The 19,652-nt window shown below is 66.6% G+C and carries 13 protein-coding genes and 1 tRNA gene; 13 read left to right on the plus strand and 1 reads right to left on the minus strand.

The features are described 5' to 3' along the window. The first annotated feature begins 61 nt into the window (after nt 1-61). The 3 genes from recC to recD are packed head-to-tail and all read left to right on the plus strand — an operon-like array spanning nt 62 to nt 9,002. On the plus strand, nt 62-3,478 hold the full coding sequence (gene recC / locus QFZ41_RS15510; protein ID WP_429200263.1) for an exodeoxyribonuclease V subunit gamma: 3,417 nt from the start codon (nt 62-64) through the stop codon (nt 3,476-3,478). Continuing rightward, entirely contained in the window at nt 3,475-7,128 is a 3,654-nt protein-coding gene (gene recB / locus QFZ41_RS15515; RefSeq protein WP_429199570.1) for an exodeoxyribonuclease V subunit beta, read from the plus strand. Before recC ends, recB begins: the two co-directional genes overlap by 4 nt. After that, nucleotides 7,125-9,002, plus strand: coding sequence for an exodeoxyribonuclease V subunit alpha (gene recD / locus QFZ41_RS15520; RefSeq protein ID WP_429199571.1), 1,878 nt, complete (start codon nt 7,125-7,127; stop codon nt 9,000-9,002). Before recB ends, recD begins: the two co-directional genes overlap by 4 nt. Nucleotides 9,003-9,280: 278 nt before the next feature. Here recD and QFZ41_RS15525 read toward each other — a convergent pair whose 3' ends face one another. Further along, nucleotides 9,281-10,291: an NAD-dependent epimerase gene (locus QFZ41_RS15525; protein WP_429199572.1), complete on the minus strand. Its 1,011-nt coding sequence runs from the start codon at nt 10,289-10,291 to the stop codon at nt 9,281-9,283. 232 nt (nt 10,292-10,523) lie between these two features. Here QFZ41_RS15525 and thrS point away from each other — a divergent pair, with 232 nt between their 5' ends. From thrS to QFZ41_RS15575, 10 genes are all read left to right on the plus strand, one after another. After that, nucleotides 10,524-12,425, plus strand: a complete 1,902-nt coding sequence (gene thrS, locus QFZ41_RS15530; RefSeq protein ID WP_429199573.1) for a threonine--tRNA ligase — start codon at nt 10,524-10,526, stop codon at nt 12,423-12,425. A 44-nt stretch (nt 12,426-12,469) separates the two neighbouring features. Next, nucleotides 12,470-12,997, plus strand: coding sequence for a translation initiation factor IF-3 (infC, locus tag QFZ41_RS15535; protein ID WP_429200264.1), 528 nt, complete (start codon nt 12,470-12,472; stop codon nt 12,995-12,997). A gap of 349 nt (nt 12,998-13,346) precedes the next feature. Continuing rightward, the gene (gene rpmI, locus QFZ41_RS15540) at nt 13,347-13,544 is read left to right on the plus strand and encodes a 50S ribosomal protein L35 (protein WP_036114929.1); all 198 of its coding nucleotides are present in this window, start codon (nt 13,347-13,349) and stop codon (nt 13,542-13,544) included. A 14-nt stretch (nt 13,545-13,558) separates the two neighbouring features. Further along, the gene (gene rplT, locus QFZ41_RS15545; protein WP_306850326.1) at nt 13,559-13,918 is read left to right on the plus strand and encodes a 50S ribosomal protein L20; all 360 of its coding nucleotides are present in this window, start codon (nt 13,559-13,561) and stop codon (nt 13,916-13,918) included. 110 nt (nt 13,919-14,028) lie between these two features. Further along, nucleotides 14,029-15,021 carry a phenylalanine--tRNA ligase subunit alpha gene (gene pheS, locus QFZ41_RS15550; protein WP_371023953.1) on the plus strand — a complete coding sequence of 331 codons (993 nt, stop codon included), beginning with the start codon at nt 14,029-14,031 and terminating at the stop codon, nt 15,019-15,021. 64 nt (nt 15,022-15,085) lie between these two features. Continuing rightward, complete coding sequence (pheT, locus tag QFZ41_RS15555; RefSeq protein ID WP_429199574.1) at nt 15,086-17,467, plus strand: phenylalanine--tRNA ligase subunit beta; 2,382 nt, start codon at nt 15,086-15,088, stop codon at nt 17,465-17,467. A gap of 1 nt (nt 17,468) precedes the next feature. After that, nucleotides 17,469-17,768 (plus strand): integration host factor subunit alpha, encoded by a 300-nt coding sequence (gene ihfA, locus QFZ41_RS15560; protein WP_036114917.1) that lies wholly within the window; start codon nt 17,469-17,471, stop codon nt 17,766-17,768. Beyond that, nucleotides 17,749-18,105 (plus strand): MerR family transcriptional regulator, encoded by a 357-nt coding sequence (locus QFZ41_RS15565; protein WP_306850338.1) that lies wholly within the window; start codon nt 17,749-17,751, stop codon nt 18,103-18,105. The genes ihfA and QFZ41_RS15565 overlap by 20 nt, the downstream gene beginning before the upstream one ends. A 47-nt stretch (nt 18,106-18,152) precedes the next feature. Beyond that, a tRNA-Pro gene (locus tag QFZ41_RS15570) sits at nt 18,153-18,229 on the plus strand. A gap of 192 nt (nt 18,230-18,421) precedes the next feature. Next, nucleotides 18,422-19,651: a hypothetical protein gene (locus tag QFZ41_RS15575; RefSeq protein ID WP_429199575.1), complete on the plus strand. Its 1,230-nt coding sequence runs from the start codon at nt 18,422-18,424 to the stop codon at nt 19,649-19,651. Nucleotide 19,652: the final 1 nt, after the last annotated feature.

Below are 19,652 nucleotides of genomic sequence, written 5' to 3' on the forward strand. Positions count from 1 at the left end.
GACGTGGATCGGCGATGATCCACGCTGACGTTTTTCGCCCTGGAGCCGCCCGTTGAACGACGTGGACGAGATCGCGCCGGGCCTGATGGTCCTGCACGGCAACCGCCTTGAGGAATTGCGCGACGTCCTGGTCGCGTGGCTTCGGCGCGCGCCGCTGGCGCCGCTCGAGGACGAGTGGGTGCTGGTCCAGTCGAACGGTATCGCGCAGTGGTTCCAGATGGCGTTGGCACGCGCGGTCGACGAGGGCGGCCTGGGCATCGCGGCGGCGGTGAACGTGCAGCTTCCCGGCCGCTTCCTCTGGAAGGCTTATCGCGCGGTGCTCGGGCGCGACGCGGTGCCGCAGGAATCTCCCTTCGACAAATCGCGACTGGTCTGGCGCCTCATGCGCCTGTTGCCATCGCTGGCGGAAGAGGCCGGGTTCGAGTCGCTCGCCGCTTACCTCGGGCGGGAGGACGATCCACGTAAATGCCACCAGCTCGCCGAGCGGCTCGCCGATCTTTACGACCAGTACCAGGTGTACCGGGCCGATTGGCTGGACGACTGGGCAGCCGGGCGCGATGTGATGCGCGATGCCCGTGGCGGGGCTCCCGTTCTCTCCGCTGGCGACCGCTGGCAGGCCGCGTTGTGGCGGCGCCTGCTGGACGACGTGGGGGCTGGCGAGGCCGATGGCCATCGCGCGGCCGTGCACGAACGGTTCCTGGCAACGATCGCATCGGCCACCTCGCGGCCGGCGGCGCTGCCGAGGCGGATCGTGGTGTTCGGCATGTCGTCGCTGCCCCGGCAGACACTGGAGGCGCTGTCCGCCATCTCACGCTGGTCGCAGGTGTTGCTGGTGGTGATGAATCCATGCCGCCACTACTGGGCCGACATCGTCGACGACCGTGAGTTGCTGCGTGCCGAACGGCGGCGTCAGGCACTGAAACCGGGCATGCCGGCCTTGCCCTCCGACGCGGACATGCATCTGCACGCGAATCCGTTGCTTGCGGCGTGGGGCAAGCAGGGCCGTGATTACATCCGCATGCTCGATGAGTTCGATCATCCGGAGAGTTACCGCGAACGCTTCACCGCATGGGACCAGCGCATCGACCTGTTCGCCGAGCCATCGTCACGGCGCTTGCTCGGCAAGGTACAGGCGGCGATCCTCGACCTGGATCCCGTGCCGGCGACGCCCGCGACGGTCGACCCGGGCGACACCAGCATCGCCTTCCATGTCGCTCACGGTCCGCAGCGTGAGGTGGAGATCCTCCACGATCAGTTGCTGGCGCGTTTCGAGGCCTCGGCGCGCGAGGGAGCCCCGATCCTGCCGCGCGACATGATCGTGATGGTGCCCGACATCGAAACCTACGGACCGCACATCGATGCGGTGTTCGGCCGCGTGCCACGCGACGACCCGCGTTACATTCCCTTCAGCGTGGCCGACCGCGCCTCGCGTGGGACCGTGCCGCTGGTGATGGCGCTCGACATGTTGCTGGGCATGACCGAGTCGCGCTTCGCCGCCGGCGACCTCGCCGACCTGCTCGACGTGCCGGCGATACGCAAACGCTTCGGACTCGGCGAGGACGACTTGCCGCTCGTGCATCGCTGGATCGAAGGCGCAGGCATCCGTTGGGGGCTCGACGCCGCGCAACGGGCGTCGTTGGGGCTTCCCGCCCTCGAACAGAACACGTGGCGCTTCGGCCTCAGGCGCATGTTGTTGGGGTACGCCGTCGGGCGTGGCGAGGCGTGGGGTGACATCGAACCGTATGACGAGGTCGGTGGGCTCGACGCGGGCCTGGTCGGGCCGCTGTCCGACTTGCTGGACAGCCTCGGTACGCACTGGCGATCGATGGCTGAGCCAGCGCCCCCCGCCACATGGGCCCTCCGGCTGCGCGCGCTGATGCGCGAGTTCTTCGAAGCGGCCGAGCCCGACGACAGCATGCGCATCCAGCGCCTGCACGAAGCCCTGGACGCCTGGGAGCGCGCCTGCGCGGAAGCCGCGTTCGATGAGGCGCTCCCCGTGGATGTCGTGCGCGAGGCCTGGCTGGGACAACTCGACGACGGTGGCCTGTCGAAGCGCTTCCTCGCCGGTGCCGTGAGTTTCGGCACCCTGATGCCGATGCGGGCGATTCCGTTCCGCCTCGTATGCCTGCTGGGCATGAACGACGGCGATTATCCGCGCGCACGTCCGCCGATGGATTTCGACCTGATGTCGCGGTCCGGGGCGTGGCGTCCTGGCGACCGCTCGCGGCGCGAGGACGACCGCTACCTGTTCCTCGAAGCTCTGCTTTCCGCACGGGATGCGTTGCACATCGGATGGGTCGGACGCAGCGCGCGGGACAACGCCGAACGCGCGCCTTCGGTGCTGGTGGGGCAGCTACGCGATTATCTCGCCGCGGGGTGGCAAGCGGGCGATGGTGGTCCCTTGCTGCCGCGCATCACGGTGGAGCATCCGCTACAACCATTCAGTCGCGCCTATTTCGGCACCGGAGACGAAAGGCTCTTCACCTATGCACGTGAGTGGCGGCAAGCCCATGACGGCGCCGAACGAGTGATGGACGACGCTTTGCCGCCCGTGTCCGTCGAGCGCCCGCTCGGTCTCGCCGTGCTGCGCCGTTTCCTGCGCCATCCCGTCCGCGAGTTCTTCCAGTCGCGCCTGGGCGTCCGCTTCGACGCGGTGGAGGCGGCGACGGATGAACTCGAGCCATTCGCCATCGATGGGTTAGACCGTTTCAGCATGACCGACGCGGTGTTGCGTGCCGCGATTCACACGGAGGGCGATGCCGGGTCGTCGATCGATGCCGCCACGGCCCGTCTGCAACGCAGCGGCCTGTTCCCGATGGGCGGCTTCGCCGGGCCGGTGCGCCGAGAGATCGAAGCAACCGCGACGACCGTGTTCGCGCGCTTCACCGCCGAACGGCGTGCGTGGCCGCTGGATGCAGGCAAGCGAGAGGTTCGCATCGAGGCCGCGGGTATCGTCATCGAGGACTGGCTGGCGGATCTTCGCGCCGACAGGGAGGGACGGCTCGCCGCCTTCCTGTTGTCTCCGTCCAACGTGCTGGACAACGAAGGTACCGTGCATGCGCACCGGCTGGTGATGCCGTGGGTCGATCACCTCGTCGCACAGGCCGCCGGCCTCGCGTTGGAAACACGTTACATCGGGCCGGACGCCACGGCGATCCTGGCGCCCATCGATGCCACCCATGCCATGGCCATGCTGGAGACACTGGTACGCGCGTGGCTCGAAGGCATGCGCGCGCCTCTGCCGGTCGCCGTGCGAACGGCGCTGGCGGCGCTCGCCACGGCCTCGCCTGACGAAGCCGCCGCGGCGGCGCGCCGGACATACGACGGCGTGCACGAGCGTTCGCGCGGCGAGGTGGACGGCGATCCCTACCTGCTTCGCGCGTATCCCGATTTTGTCACGCTGGAACAGGCGGGCTTCGAGCGCTGGCTGCAACCGTACCGTGATGTCGTCGGCTGCCTGCGCGTGGAGTCCGCATGAGCGCGAACGTGCAGCCGCTGCAACCCCTGTCGATGCCGCTCGATGGCGTGCGCCTGATCGAGGCGAGCGCGGGTACCGGCAAGACCTGGACCATCGCGGCGCTCTACGTGCGCGCCGTGCTCGGCCACGGCATCGCCGAACCACTGCTGCCCCCGCAGATCCTCGTCGTGACGTTCACCGAGGCGGCCACGCAGGAATTGCGCGAACGCATCCGCACGCGGCTCGTGGACGCGGCGCGCGCCTTCCGCGATGGCCATTCCGGCGAGCCGTTCCTCGCCGGCTTGCTGGATACCCAGCCGGCAGAGCGCCATGCGGCGTGCGCGCGCCGGTTGGAACTGGCCGCGCAATGGATGGACGAAGCGGCCATCTTCACCATCCATGGCTGGAGCCAGCGCATGCTGACCCAGCACGCGTTCGGCAGCGGCCATGCGTTCGCGCAGACGCTGGAGCCCGACGAGAGCGAGTTACTCGCCGAGTGCGTGCGCGACTACTGGCGCCAGGCCTTCTATCCGCTCGACGAGGCGCGGCTGGCGCCGGTCATCGAGGAGTGGACTTCCCCCGACGCCTTGTCGCGTTCGCTGCGGCCACTTCTCGCCGGCGGCGAAACCACCTTGCGGGTCAACGGGGAAGTGCTGCCCGAGGTGGTGGATATCGCCGCCATCCTTGCCGGGCGCGCGGCCTGGGATGAGGAAGCGGCGCGTCGGAACAGCGACGCCGCCTCGACGTGGGCGGCGGATGCGGATGCGATCGAGGCGATGATTTTCGCGGCCACGCGCGACAAGGTCCTGCACAACGGCTGGTACAAGCCCGAGCGCATGCCGGAGGATATGGCCGCGATGCGCCGCTGGACATCGAGCGGAGACGCGGCCGGTTTCGACATCGCGCGCTATGCCACGAGCCGCCTCGTCAAGGCCACCGCCAAGGGCAAGACCCCGCCGGCCCATCCCGCATTCGCGGCGCTCGAACGCTGGCAGGAATGGCAGGCGGGAAAGGTTCCGGTTCGCCATGCCGTGCTTGCCGATGCCTTGCAATGGGTGCGTGAGCGATTCGCCGCACAGAAGCGCCGCCGTGCGCAGATCGGTTTCGATGATCTTTTGCTGCGCCTCGACCTCGCGCTGGCGTCGCCATCCGGAGCTGGCCTGGCGGCGACGCTGCGCGAGCAGTTCCCACTGGCGCTGATCGATGAATTTCAGGATACCGACCCGCTCCAGTACCGGATCTTCCGGGCCGTGTATGCGGGCGTGCCGTCGGTGGGCCTGTTGCTGATCGGCGATCCGAAGCAGGCGATCTATGCCTTCCGCGGCGCGGACATCCATACCTACCTCACCGCGCGCGGCGAAGCGCAACCACCGCACTACAGCCTCGATACAAACCATCGATCCAGCGAAGGCATGGTGGCCGCGGTGAACGCGGTCTTCGGGTATGCGGAGCGGCATGCCACGGGCGCGTTCCACTTCGCCGATCGCGGTTTGCCCTTCGTCCCCGTGAGAGCGCGCGGGCGGCCGGAAACCTTCGTGGTCGAGGGACAGCCCCAACCCGCGTTGCGCCTCTGGTTGCTCGATGACGAGGCGCCGGTAGGCGTACGCGTGTATCGCGAGCAGATGGCCGGTGCGTGCGCGGCCGGCATCGTCGATCTGTTGCAGGCGGCGGAGCGTGGCCAGTGCGGCTTCCTGTCCGATGAAAGCACGTTCGCGCCGCTCAGGCCGGCGGATATCGCCGTCCTCGTGCGCAGTCACAACGAAGCAGCCGAGATGCGCACGGCGCTCGCGCGGCGCAACGTGCGCAGCGTCTTCCTGTCCGATCGCGATTCCGTGCTCGACAGCATCGAGGCGCACGACGTGCTGCTCTGGTTACGGGCGGTGGCGGAGCCCGCGTCGGACACGGCGATGCGCGCCGCGCTCGCGACGCGCAGCCTCGACCTCGGGTATGCCGAGCTCGAACGCCTCAACGTGGACGAACGACACTGGGAAAGGCGCGGCCAGCAGCTGTTCGAACTGCGCGAGACCTGGCGCAGGGGCGGGGTGCTCGCGATGCTGCATCGCTTCCTCCATGTCTTCGATTTGCCGGCTCGCTTGCTCGAGGCGCCGGGTGGCGAGCGTTCGCTGACCAACCTGCTGCACCTGGCGGAGTTGCTGCAGCAAGCCGCCGCCACCATCGAAGGTGAGCAGGCGCTGATCCGCCACCTGTCGGAGCGCATCGCCGACACATCCACCCACCATGGCGACGACCAGATCGTCCGCCTGGAAAGCGACGACGACCTGGTCAAGGTCGTCACGATCCACAAGTCGAAGGGCCTGGAATATCCGCTCGTGTTCCTGCCCTTCGCCTGCGCGTCGGGGAGTGCCCGTGCGGGCCAGGGCTATCGCTATCACGACGGCGCCGGCGCCCAACTGGAATTGTTGGCCGCCAGTCACGATGGCGCCGGCGAGCCCGTGCGCGAAGCCAAGGAAGCAGCCGAGCGTGCGGCGCTGCAGGAAGACCTGCGCCTGCTGTACGTCGCGATGACCCGTGCGCGCCATGCATGCTGGGTCGGCGTGGCGCCTGTCTGCCACAACCCTTCGAAGAAGCCACAACTGCATCGCGGCGCCTTCGGTCACGTGCTGGGTGGCGGCAACGAGATCGACAACGGTGCCATCGAGGGCATGTTGCGCGAACTGGCCGGGGGACATCCCTCCATCGCCGTCGAGTACATGCCCGCGCCACACGAGCATCCTTACCAGCCGGCCACGCGAGGCGAGCATCCGCAGCCGGCGCGAGAGCCCCACATTCCCCGCGCCGCGCCGTGGTGGATCGCCAGCTACAGCGCGTTGCGCTATGCCGACGATGCCGTGGCAGCGCCGGAAACCGCGGCGGACGACGTGATCGTCGAGTACGCGACGGAGCCGGCGGCGACACCGGCCGACATCGCCACCATCCATGGCTTCGAGCGGGGCGCCGAAGCGGGTACCTTCCTTCACGACCTGCTCGAATGGGCCGCCGAAGAAGGCTTCGCCGAGGTCGCCGCCGACCCGGCACGTGTTCGCGACACCGTCGCGCGGCGATGCGAACGCCGGGGCTGGGAGCGTGCGATCGATCCGCTCACCGACTGGCTGCTAGGCTTCCTGCGTACGCCGCTGACGTTGCCGGATGGGTGCCATCTCGTGTTGGCGGCCCTCGATGATCCACGGCGTTATCGCGCCGAACTCGAGTTCATGTTCGAGGCGCGTGGCGTGGATACCCTGGCGTTGGATCGCATCGTGCGCGAATTCACGCTCGATGGGGCGGCCCGGCCGTCGCTGGCCGCCGACCGTGTCAATGGCATGCTCAAGGGCTTCATCGACCTCATCGTCGAACACGAGGGGCGTTGGTACGTGGCCGATTACAAATCCAACTGGTTGGGGGGCGACGAGCAGGCGTATACGCCCGCCGCCATGCGACGGTCGATCCTCGACTCCCGTTATGAACTGCAATACGCGCTATACCTGCTCGCGCTGCACCGGCAACTGCGCGCGCGGCTCGGCGCGGCATATGACTACGACATCCACGTGGGCGGCGCGGTGTACCTCTACCTGCGCGGCATCGACGGCAAAGGTCACGGTGTCCACGTGGAGCGTCCGCCGAAGGCGATGATCGAGGCGCTCGACGCTTTGTTCGAAGGGGCGGACGCATGATCGCCGATATCTCGCACTGGCTCGACACGGCGGTGGCCGAAGGACGGCTGCGTTCCATCGACCGTGCGTTCGCGCGTTTCCTCGGCAGTCTCGAACCGGGCGTCGACGCGCGCGTCCTGGCCGCGTCGGCCCTGGTGAGCCGCGAACTGGGCGAGGGGCATATCTGCTTGGACGTGGCGCGCCTGGGCGAGATGGAAGGCGCGCTTATGGACGCGGAGGGATGGCTTGGCGCGTCAACGCTCGTGGCCGGTCCCGCCGGCGACCCGGCCGCTCCGCTGGTACTCGACGGCGGGTGGATCTACTTGCGGCGTTTCTGGCGGGACGAGGCTCGTGTCGCCGAAGCCATCGTGTCACGCTTCGGCCACATGCCCGTGCCAGCCGACCTCGATGTCGAACTCGATCGTCTCTTCCCTCGTGATGGCGATGGCCCGGACTGGCAGAAGATCGCCTGCGCCATCGCTATACGCGGCGCCTTCGCCGTGGTGACGGGCGGACCGGGCACGGGCAAGACCACCACGGTCGTGCGCGTGCTGGGGCTCTTGCAGGCCTTGGCACATCGCGAAGGCCTGCCGCGCCTGCGCATTCGCCTCGCCGCCCCCACCGGCAAGGCCGCCGCGCGATTGAATGCGTCCATCGCCGGGCAGATCGAGCGCCTCGATGTGGAGGCGGCGGTGAAGCAGGCGATCCCGGCCGAAGTGACGACCTTGCACCGGCTGCTGGGCAGCCGGCCGGACAGCCGTGCCTTCCGCCACGACCGCGACAATCCCCTGCACCTGGATGTCCTCGTCATCGACGAAGCCTCGATGATCGACCTGGAGATGATGGCCGCGACGCTGGACGCGCTGCCCGCCGGCGCACGCCTGATCCTGCTTGGCGACAAGGACCAGCTGTCGTCGGTGGAAGCGGGCGCCGTCCTCGGCGATCTCTGTGCGCGCGCGGACCGCGGTTATTACGACGCGGACACGCACGCGTGGTTGACCGAGGTATGCCACGTGGATGTCGGCGCGTGGACAGTGCCGGCCGAGGCGCGTGCCCTCGACCAGCACGTGGCGATGCTCCGCCGTAGCAGGCGATTCGGCGACGATAGTGGCATCGGGGCGCTGGCCGCCGCGATCAACGCCGGCGACCTGGCGGGCGTCCGCTCCGTGCTGGAGCGTGCGGACGGTGACATCGCCGCCTTGGCGCCATCGCCCGAATCGGTCGCCACGCTGGCCATCCAGGGACGGGGAGAGGCTCCCGGTTACACGCATTATTTCGAGCGCATTGAAACGCGACGTCCGGCGGCGGATGCGCCGTTGGCCGACTTCGAGGCATGGGGTGCGGATGCATTGCAGGCCTATGCGCGGTTTCAGTTGCTCTGCGCCACGCGGCATGGCGAGACCGGCGTGGTGCGGCAGAACGAGCGCATCGCACAGGGTCTGCTCGAACGAGGCCTCATCGATGCGGTGGACGGGTGGTACGAAGGCCGCCCGGTGATGGTCACGCGTAACGATTACGCGCTGGGCCTGATGAATGGCGACGTGGGCGTCACGCTGTGGGTGCCGGACGGGCAGGGTGGCATGGCCCTGCGCGTGGTGTTCGCCGTGATGGACGAGCGCGGCGGCGAACGCATCCGTTTCGTCGTGCCGAGCCGTCTGGCGGCGGTGGAAACGGTGTATGCGATGACCGTGCACAAATCGCAGGGCTCGGAGTTCGAGCATACGGCGCTCGCGCTGCCCGTCGAACCGTCTCCCGTGCTGACACGCGAACTGGTCTATACGGGCGTGACGCGTGCCAGGCGCTGGTTCACCTCACTGGCCGCGCCGGACATCCTCGGCTACGCGGTGCAGCGGAAGACACAGCGAGCCTCGGGCCTGTTGCGCCGCTTGCTCTGATCCGCACGTCAACCTGCTTCGGTGGGAGCCGACCTTGTGGGATCAGGATCAGACCTTGTGGAATCAGGATCAGACCTGGTGGGAGCCGACCTTGTCGGCGATCCCGCGGCAGCGGGCCGGGCCGAGGCAAGCACCCATCGCCGCTGAAGCGGCTTCCCACCAAAGCATCGAGCAGGCCACTCAGAAATACACCTGCGGAATCAGGACCAAAGCGGACTCTCTCAGGCCCTATGCAACCTCCTGTGGGAACCGCTTCAGCGGCGATAACGGTGCCGCGATCAACCCACCTTATAGAACGCCCTGTACCAGGCGGCGAACTTCGCCAGCCCCTCATCGACCGACGTCGCCGGCGCATAACCCACATCCCGCCTCAGCGCCGACACATCCGCCCACGTATCGGGCACATCACCTGGCTGCATCGGCAGCAGGCGTTTCTCGACCGTGCGCCCGAGGTGCTTCTCCAGCAGGCCGATGAAGTCCAGCAACTGCACCGGCTCGTCATTGCCGATGTTGTACACGCGGTAAGGCGCGGCCGAGCTACCCGCATTCGGCACCACCGGGTCGTACGCCGGGTCCGGCGCCGCAGGGTGGTCGAGCGTACGGATCACGCCTTCGACGATGTCGTCGATGAAGGTGAAGTCGCGGCTGTGCTGGCCGTGGTTGTACACGTCGATCGGTTCGCCGCGAACGATGCGGTTGGCGAACAGGATCGGCGACATGTCCGGCCGGCCCCACGGGCCATACACGGTGAAGAAGCGCAGGCCCGTCGTCGGCAGGCCGAACAGGTGGCTATACGTATGCGCCATCAGTTCGTTCGACTTCTTCGTGGCCGCGTAAAGGCTGACGGGATGGTCCACGGCATCTTCCACCGCGAAGGGCATCTTGCGGTTGGCGCCATACACGGAACTGGACGAGGCGTAGACCAGATGCCCCACCTGATGCCGCCGGCAGGCCTCGAGGATGTTCACGAAGCCGACAAGGTTGCTCTGCACATAGGCGTGCGGGTGGGTGAGCGAGTAACGCACGCCAGCCTGGGCGGCGAGGTTCACCACGCGCTCTGGCTGGAAATCCGCGAAGGCCTTGTCCACCGCCGCCTGCTCGGCCAGGTCGGCGCGGAGATGGGTGTATGCCGGGTGCGCGGCGAAGCGGGCGAGGCGCGCCTCTTTCAGCGCCGGATCGTAGTAATCGTTATGGTTGTCGAAGCCCAGCACGGTGTCGCCGCGCGCCAGGAGGCGCTCGGTGAGGGCCGAACCGACGAAACCGGCGCTGCCGGTGACCAGGATGCGCATGGTGGGGACCTGCGGTTTGGGCGGCCCCACAGTGTAACGGACGCCCGGATTGACACGGCAGCGGCCCTGATCTAGTTTTTGCGCGATATCCACGAGACGAAGGTGGCCCGCGGCAACGCCGGCCGAGTGTGCGACATGCGGACTACTCGCTTCCCAACCTGAGCCCCCGCCACGTCTTCGTCATCTTTCGAAGGGCGCCTGGCGCCCTTTTTGTTTGTCCGGAACACCATTCATGATCCAGATCACGCTACCCGACGGCAGCCAGCGCCCGTTCGACCATCCCGTCACCGTGCAGGACGTCGCCGCCTCGATCGGTGCCGGCCTGGCCAAGGCCACGCTCGCCGGAAAGGTCGACGGCAAGCTCGTCGATGCCAGCTTCACCATCGACCACGACGCGGCCCTGGAGATCGTCACCGAAAAGAGCCCGGAGGCGCTGGACATCCTGCGTCACTCCACCGCGCACCTGCTCGGTCAGGCCGTGCAGCGCCTGTTCCCCGGCGCGCAGGTCACCATCGGTCCCGTGGTCGAGAACGGCTTCTACTACGATTTCGCCTATGAGCGGCCGTTCACGCCGGACGACCTCGACGCGATCCAGGCGGAGATGGAGAAGATCGTCAAGGAGCAGATCCCCGTCACCCGTTCGGTGAAGAGCCGCGACGAGGCGATCCGCTTCTTCCGCGACATGGGCGAGGAATACAAGGCCCAGATCATCGAGAGCATCCCGGCCAACGAGGAGCTTTCGCTCTACACGCAGGGCGAGTTCACCGATCTGTGCCGCGGCCCCCACGTGTCCAATACGGGCAAGCTGCGCGCGTTCAAGCTGATGAAGGTGGCCGGCGCCTACTGGCGCGGCGATTCCAACAACGAGATGCTGACCCGCATCTACGGCACCGCGTGGCTGAACGACAAGGACCTCAAGGCCTACCTGCACCAGCTGGAGGAAGCCGAAAAGCGCGACCACCGCCGCATCGGTAAGCAACTCGACCTCTTCCACATGCAGGAAGAGGCCCCGGGCATGGTCTTCTGGCATCCGAAGGGCTGGGCCATCTGGCAGGCGGTGGAGCAGTACGTCCGCGGCGTCTACAAGAAGAGCGGCTACCGCGAGGTCCGCGGCCCGCAGATCATGGACGTGAGCCTGTGGAAGAAGTCCGGCCATTGGGACAACTACCAGGAAAACATGTTCTTCACCGAATCGGAGAAGCGCACGTACGCCCTGAAGCCGATGAATTGCCCGGGCCACGTGCAGATCTTCAACACCAACCTGCACAGCTACCGTGACCTGCCGGTGCGCTACGGCGAGTTCGGCGGCTGCCATCGCAACGAGCCCTCGGGCGCGCTGCACGGCATCATGCGCGTGCGCGCCTTCACCCAGGACGACGGCCACATCTTCTGCACCCCGGCCCAGATCGAGGACGAGGTCGCGGCCTTCCACGGCCAGGCCATGAAGGTCTACGAGGATTTCGGCTTCAATGACATCGCCATGAAGATCGCCCTCCGCCCCGACAAGCGGATCGGCTCGGACGAGGTCTGGGACAAGGCCGAGCACGCCCTGCGTGGCGCCCTTTCGGCGGCCGGGGTCGAATGGGAGGAGCTGCCGGGCGAGGGCGCCTTCTACGGTCCGAAGATCGAGTACCACATGAAGGATTCGATCGGCCGGGCCTGGCAGGTCGGCACCATGCAGGTCGATTTCATGATGCCCGAGCGCCTGGGCGCCGAGTACGTGGACGAGAACAGCCAGCGCCGGCACCCGGTCATGCTGCACCGGGCCATCGTGGGCTCCATGGAGCGCTTCATCGGCATCCTGATCGAGCACCACGCGGGCTTGCTTCCGACCTGGCTCGCCCCCATTCAGGCGGTTGCCTTCAGCATTACCGACGCGCAGGCCGATTATGTGCGTGAGGTGACGCAAACCCTTGTCGGACAAGGGTTCAGGGTGGAAGCCGATTTGCGCAACGAAAAAGTCGGATATAAAATCCGCGAGCATACGTTGCAGAAGGTGCCCTATCTCATCGTGATCGGCGATCGCGAGAAGGAAACGGGTACCATTTCCGTACGTACCCGCGGCGGCGAAGACCTCGGCAGCATGCCGGTGGCACAATTCGTCGAACGTTTGGAAGCCGAGACCCGCCGCTAGGCCGCGGGTCCGGTATTGGGATCATTCTTCTGGAGGATAGCGGTATCGCTACGACCGATAACAAGGGCAATCGCAAGAACAACGACATCCGCGTGCCGCGGGTGCGCGTGCTGGGCGCCGAGGGCGAGCAGTTGGGCATCATGGAGACCCGTGACGCCATTCGTGCCGCCGAGGAGCTGGGCATGGACCTCGTCGAGATCCAGCCGAACGGCGATCCGCCGGTCTGCAAGATCATGGATTACGGCAAGTTCAAGTTCGAAGCCCAGAAGAAGGCCTCCGCTGCCAAGAAGAAGCAGAAGCAGGTCGAGATCAAGGAAGTGAAGTTCCGCCCGGTCACCGACGAGGGCGACTACCAGATCAAGCTGCGCAAGATGCGCGAGTTCCTCGAAGAGGGCGACAAGGTCAAGGTCACGATCCGCTTCCGCGGTCGCGAGATGTCCCATCAGGACCTCGGCCAGAACCTGGCCCGCCGTGTCCAGGCGGACATCGGCGAAGACGGTGTGGTCGAGTCGTTCCCGCGCCTCGAAGGCCGGCAGATGGTCATGATGATCGGCCCGAAGAAGAAGGCCTGATCCAGAAAAGGCGCTCCGGCGCCTTTTTTGTGGCCGCCCGTCCAGGGTGGGAGCATGTCCGGGTGGGAAGCGGCCTGGGCTGCGATGGCTCTTGCCCCAAGCCCCATCGCGGCCGAGGCCGCTTCCCACCAGGATTCGGTTTACCGGGCAGGATTCGGTTTACCGGGCAGGGGCCCGATTCGGCTCTCCGGAAGGGTGGCCACCTCTGGCGGAAGCCTTCACGATTCGGTATCATCGCCGGCTCGGCCCGTATGGATGGGCCGAATCACCGTTCCCGGCAGGATGGAAAGCGCGTTGTCTCCCAAGGCTCGCCGCCGGATCAGTCAGTAACCGAATACGGAGCATTCCGATGCCCAAGATCAAGACCAACCGGGCGGCCGCGAAGCGTTTTCGCAAGACCGCATCCGGCAAGTTCAAGGCCGGTCACGCCTTCAAGTCGCATATCCTGACCAAGAAGTCGACCAAGCGTAAGCGCGGCCTGCGCGCTCCCAACCACGTCAAAGCTTGCGACACCAAGGGTGTGGCTCGCATGTTGCCGTATCTCTAAGGGAGGGTTGAACCATGGCTCGTGTTAAGCGTGGCGTTACCGCCCGTCGTCGTCACAAGAAGATCATCGGCCGTGCCAAGGGCTATTACAACGCCCGCCGCAAGGTATTCCGCGTAGCCAACCAGGCCGTCATCAAGGCTGGTCAGTACGCCTACATCGGCCGCAAGCAGCGCAAGCGTCAGTTCCGCGCCCTGTGGATCGTTCGTATCAATGCCGCCGCCCGTCAGTTCGGCCTGTCGTACAGCCGCCTGATCAATGGCCTGGCCAAGGCGCAGATCACGGTCGACCGCAAGGTCCTCGCCGACCTCGCCGTGCACGACATCAAGGCGTTTGGTGCGATCGCAGAGAAGGCCAAGGCCAGTCTGGCTGCGTAATCCGCTTTACCACGCGCGGTAGTCTTATCGCGCGATGATGGATGACGTGGGGAGAAGGCCTTGCCTTCTCCCCACACTTTTTTGCGTGCCCGGAAAAAGCAGGAAAACCGATGGAATCGATCGAGCCTATCGACGCGTCCCTACGGGACATCGAATCCGCCCCCTCGCTCGAGGCGCTGGACGCCGTGCGTGTGGCCTTGCTGGGCAAGAACGGGGCGGTCACCGCAGCCCTGAAGGCCCTGGGCCAGCTTTCCGGCGACGAGCGCAAGGCGCGTGGCGCCGAGGTCAATCGCGCCAAGGAACGCCTCACCGACGCCATCGCCGCGCGCAAGCAGGCGCTGGAGCAAGCCGAACTGGACCGCCGCCTCGCCTCCGAGCGCATCGACGTGACCTTGCCGGGACGCGACGGGGAATACGGTGGCATCCACCCGATCACCCGCGCGCTCGAGCGCATCGCCGATATCTTCGGCCGGCTCGGTTACCAGCGCGCCGACGGTCCCGAGATCGAGGACGACTGGTACAACTTCGAGGCGCTGAACTTCCCGCCGCACCATCCGGCGCGCGCCATGCACGACACCTTCTATTTCGGTGACGGACGCCTGCTGCGCACGCATACCTCGCCGGTGCAGATCCGTTCGATGCAGGGCCGCCAGCCGCCTATCCGCATCATCGCGCCGGGCAAGGTCTATCGCAGCGATTCGGACCAGACCCATTCGCCGATGTTCCACCAGATCGAAGGCCTCCTGGTCGACGAGACCTCCAGCTTCGCCGACCTGAAGGGCACGCTGGCCGAGTTCGTGCGCGCGTTCTTCGAGCGCGATTTCGAGATGCGGTTCCGGCCGAGCTATTTCCCCTTCACCGAGCCCTCGGCCGAAGTCGACATCCGCTGGGATGCCGAGGACGGCAGCACGCGCTGGCTTGAAGTGCTCGGCTGCGGCATGGTGCATCCCACGGTACTGAAGAACTGCGGCATCGATCCGGAGCGCTACACGGGCTTCGCCTTCGGCCTCGGCGTGGAACGCTTCGCCATGCTCCGCTACGGCGTCGGCGACCTGCGCGCGTTCTTCGAGAACGATCTGCGATTCCTGCGCCAGTTCGCCTGACCCGCATCGACGCGAGGCCGGCCTTCCGGCCGGCCACGACTCCACGTTCAACGAGCTCGCTCCCATGAAATTCTCTGAAAACTGGCTGCGCGAACTGGTCGCCATCGACGCGGATCGCGCGGCGCTGGTCCACGCGCTCACGATGTCCGGCCTCGAAGTGGAAGAGGTCACGCCGCTGGGCGAAGGCCTTGACGGCGTCGTCGTCGCCGAGATCGTCGAGGCGGTGAAGCACCCCGAGGCCGACCGCTTGCAGGTATGCAAGGTGGATGCGGGGCAGGGCGAACCGTTGCAGATCGTCTGCGGCGCGCCCAATGCCCGTGTCGGCATCCGCGTGCCACTGGCCACGGTGGGCGCGACGCTGCCGGGCGGTATCCAGATCAAGGCGGCGAAGCTGCGCGGCGTCGAGTCGTACGGCATGCTCTGCTCCGCGAAGGAACTCGGCATCGATGCTGACGCCTCGGGGCTGCTCGAACTCCCCTCCGACGCGCCTGTCGGCAAGCCGCTGGCCGAATACATGGGCCTGCCCGATGCCAGCATCGAACTGAAGGTCACCCCGAACCGTCCCGACGTGCTCGGCCTGCACGGCCTCGCCCACGACGTGGCGGCGCTCTTCGGCAGCCAGGTGAAGGCGATCGGGACGACGGACGCGCCGGTCACCGCCAGCGCCTCGCGGCCGGTCAGGCTGGAGGCCGGAGCCGATGCGCCCCGTTATCTCGGCCGCGTGATCGAGGGCGTGGACGCGACCGCGCGATCGCCGCTGTGGCTTGCCGAACGCCTGCGCCGCTCCGGCATCCGCCCGATCAGCGCCATCGTCGACATCACCCAATACGTGATGCTGGAACTCGGTCACCCGATGCATGCCTTCGACAACGACACCGTGTCGGGGTCCATCGTGGTCCGCCATGCCGACGTCGGCGAGACCCTTAAACTGCTCGACGGCAGCGAGGCGAGGCTCGACCCCTCCTTCGTCGTGATCGCGGATGAAACGCATGCGCTCGCCGTCGGAGGCGTGATGGGCGGCCTCGATTCGCGCGTGACCGACGCCACCCGGAACATCTTTCTGGAAGCCGCCCATTTCGCCCCCTCGGCGATCATGGGGCGTGCCCGCAAGCTTGGCCTGCACACGGACGCCTCGCACCGCTACGAGCGCGGCGTCGACCCGGCGCTGCCGAAGCGTGCGATGGAGCGGGCCACCGAATTGATCCTGGCCATCGCGGGTGGAAAGGCCGGTCCGGTGACGGTCGCCGAGCGTCTGGAAGACCTGCGCGAGCACGCGCCGGTCCTGCTCCGCCATGCGCGCCTGCGCCGGGTGCTGGGCATCGACGTCGCCGCCAGTGAGGTCGCCCGCATCTTCACCGCGCTCGGCATGGGCGTGGTCGAGGTCGCCGATGGCTGGCGCATCACTCCGCCGAGCAGCCGCTTCGACATCGAGCGCGAGGAGGACCTCATCGAGGAGATCGCCCGTATCCACGGCTACGAGCGCATTCCGACCCACATACCTGCCGGTGAGATCGCCCTGCGCGCCGAGCCGGAGGCCCGTCTCACCGAAATGGCCCTGCGCGACCAGCTGGCCGCCCGCGGCTATTTCGAGGCCGTGACGCTCTCCTTCGTGAGCGCCGACTTGCTGAAGACCTGGGGTGTGGACAAGGACCAGGTTCCCCTGGCCAACCCGCTATCGGCCGATCTCGCCGTCATGCGTACCTCGCTCCTGCCGGGCCTGGTCGAAGCGCTGCGGCACAACCGCGCGCGCCAGCAGGACCGCGTGCGCCTGTTCGAGGTCGCCCGCAGCTTCCACGCCACGGGCGGCGCACCCGATGAAATCGGCCGCGTCGCCGTCGTCGCCTCGGGTGGCGCCCGGGCGGAGCAGTGGGGCGAGGCCTCGCGTACCGTCGACTTCTTCGACCTGAAAGGCGATCTCGACGCGCTGGTCGCGCACACGGGTGAGCCGGCTCGCTGGTCGGTCGACACCACCGACTTGCCGTCGTGGCTACACCCTGGTCGTGGCGCCCGCATACTCCGCGATGGCCTCCAGGCCGGCTTCCTTGGGGCGCTGCACCCGGCGCTGGCCAAGGCGCTCGACCTCGGCCCGGACGTCCATGTAATGGAGCTGGCGTTGGAGCCGATCCTGGCCCGGCGCTTGCCCAGCGCCAGCCGCGTTGCCCGTTTCCCGGCGGTTCGCCGCGACATCGCCGTGGAATTACCGGAAGAAGTGTCCTGGGCATCGGTCGAGGCCGCCGTGCGCGGCGCACTGGGCGAGGTGCTCACGGAGATCCGCCTGTTCGACCGTTACGCGGGGAAGGGGATCGATGAAGGGCGAAAGAGTCTCGCTATGGGCTTGATTTTACAGGACGCTTCACGCACCCTTACCGACGACGATGCCGACGCTCGCGTGGCAGATGCGGTGGGGGCATTGGAGAAGACATGCAAGGCAAGACTGCGAGGATAAGATGGCGCTGACCAAGGCGGAAATGGCCGAGCGGCTTTTCCTCGACGTGGGCCTCAACAAGCGCGAGGCCAAGGAATTCGTGGATGCGTATTTCGAGGTCGTGCGCGAGGCGCTGGAGCGGGGCGAGCAAGTGAAATTGTCGGGCTTCGGCAATTTCGACCTTCGGCAGAAGAATCAGCGGCCCGGTCGGAATCCGAAGACCGGTGAGGAAATTCCCATCTCTGCCCGGCGGGTGGTCACCTTCCGTCCCGGCCAGAAACTCAAGGTAAGAGTCGAGGGCTATGCTGGATCCAGGGAATAACACCGAACTTCCGGCGATCCCGGCGAAGCGCTACTTCACCATCGGTGAGGTGAGCGAGCTTTGCGGCGTCAAGCCGCATGTCCTTCGCTACTGGGAGCAGGAGTTTCCGGCCCTCAAGCCCGTCAAGCGCCGCGGCAACCGCCGCTATTACCAGCGCCACGACGTGCTCATGATCCGCCAGATCCGTTCCTTGCTGTACGACGAGGGCTTCACCATCACCGGCGCCCGCGCCCGCCTGGAAGGCCCGCAGGCCCGCATGGAAGCCAGCATGTCGCACCAGATCGTCCGCCAGGTACGCCTGGAGCTCGAAGAAGTCCTGTCCCTGCTTCGTCGCTGATCCGCCTTCCGCAGATCGCGATGTTGCTGCTACAATCGTTCGCTCGTCGGGGTGTAGCGCAGCCTGGTAGCGCACTACGCTGGGGGTGTAGTGGTCGCGAGTTCGAATCTCGCCACCCCGACCATTATTCGAAAAGGCGTCCTTCGGGGCGCCTTTTTTCGTTGGCGCGGTGGAACATTGGTGCGAGGCGATCACCGTTGTAGTTCGTCTCAGGTGGCTACCCCGCCAAGGCGGCCCTGACTAGGCTGCGAGTCGTCGGCAATCCCTTCACGTTCGGGATCGCCCTGTCGATTCATAGCCGCCAAGGGGCACCCTCATGCGTTTTACAGCTATCGCCACGGCCTGCCTGCTCGGCCTGTCCGTCGACGCCTACGCGGCCGACGTCACTTCGATTTCCCGCCTCGCCGCCGGACCGGGCGACACCCTCTTCGTCGCGGACTGGAAGGCGGCGAAGGTTCACGCGCTCCAGCTGCCCCCCGCGCCACGGCAACCGGCGGGCACCACGTTCAACATCCTCGACCTGGAGGCGCTGCTCTCGTCGCAGCTCGGCAACGCGAAGGTCACCATCGAGGACATGGTCGTTCGCCCGGGGACGGCCCAGGTATACGTCGCCACCAGCTATGGCCCCGGCAAGGCGCCGGCGTTGTTCGTGGTGACCAGCGACAAGCGGGCGCGCCGTATCGACCTGAAGTCGGCGCCTTCGACGTCGGTCGCGCTGCGTGACGCGCCGACCTCGAACAGCCGGTTCTGGAAGCAGACACCCGAACGGAGCTTCACCGTCACCGACATGAAATGGCGTGACGGCGAACTGTTCGTCGCCGGTCTTTCGAACCAGGATTTCGCTTCGACGCTCCGTCGGGTGCGTTATCCCTTCGACGCGAAACAGTCGATCACATCCATCGAGATTTTCCATGGTGGTCACAACCTCATGGAGACGCGTGCACCCATCCGCGCGATGAGCTTCGCCAACCTCGGCGGCAAGCCATACCTGATCGCCGCCTATACCTGCACCCCTCTGGTGATCATCCCGCTCGACGACCTCAAGGACGGAGCGCACGTGCGTGGGAAGACCGTCGCCGAACTGGGCTACGGCAATACCCCGGCGGGCATGGTCTCGTTCACCAAGGTAGAGCAGGGCAAGGCGAGTGACTTCGTGATGCTGGTGAATTTCAACCGCGTGTCCGACGTGGTTTCCGTGGCGGAACTGGATGCGGCGCGCGCCCGGCCGGGTATCGAGAAACAGGTGCCGTTCGGCGAGATCACCGGCGTCAACGTGACCGAAGCACCGCTTGCCGGTGCGTTGCGCATCGATAACCTCGACGACAAGTCGTTCGCCGTCGTTCGCCGCGACCTCCAGCACGATGCGCTGCAGCTGGTGTCGATCGGGAAGGACCTGAGCTTCCGCATGTCCGACCACGTTTCGGAATACGCCTTCCCCGACTTCAGCTTCAAGGGTAACGAGTTCCAGCAGCGGAACATCAAGCCGAGGCAGGACATGCTGCTGAAGGATGAAGAACTGCCCGATCTCGTCAAGGCGCCGGAGTGAT

This window comes from Luteibacter sp. W1I16 (assembly GCF_050434905.1).
Lineage (GTDB): Bacteria > Pseudomonadota > Gammaproteobacteria > Xanthomonadales > Rhodanobacteraceae > Luteibacter.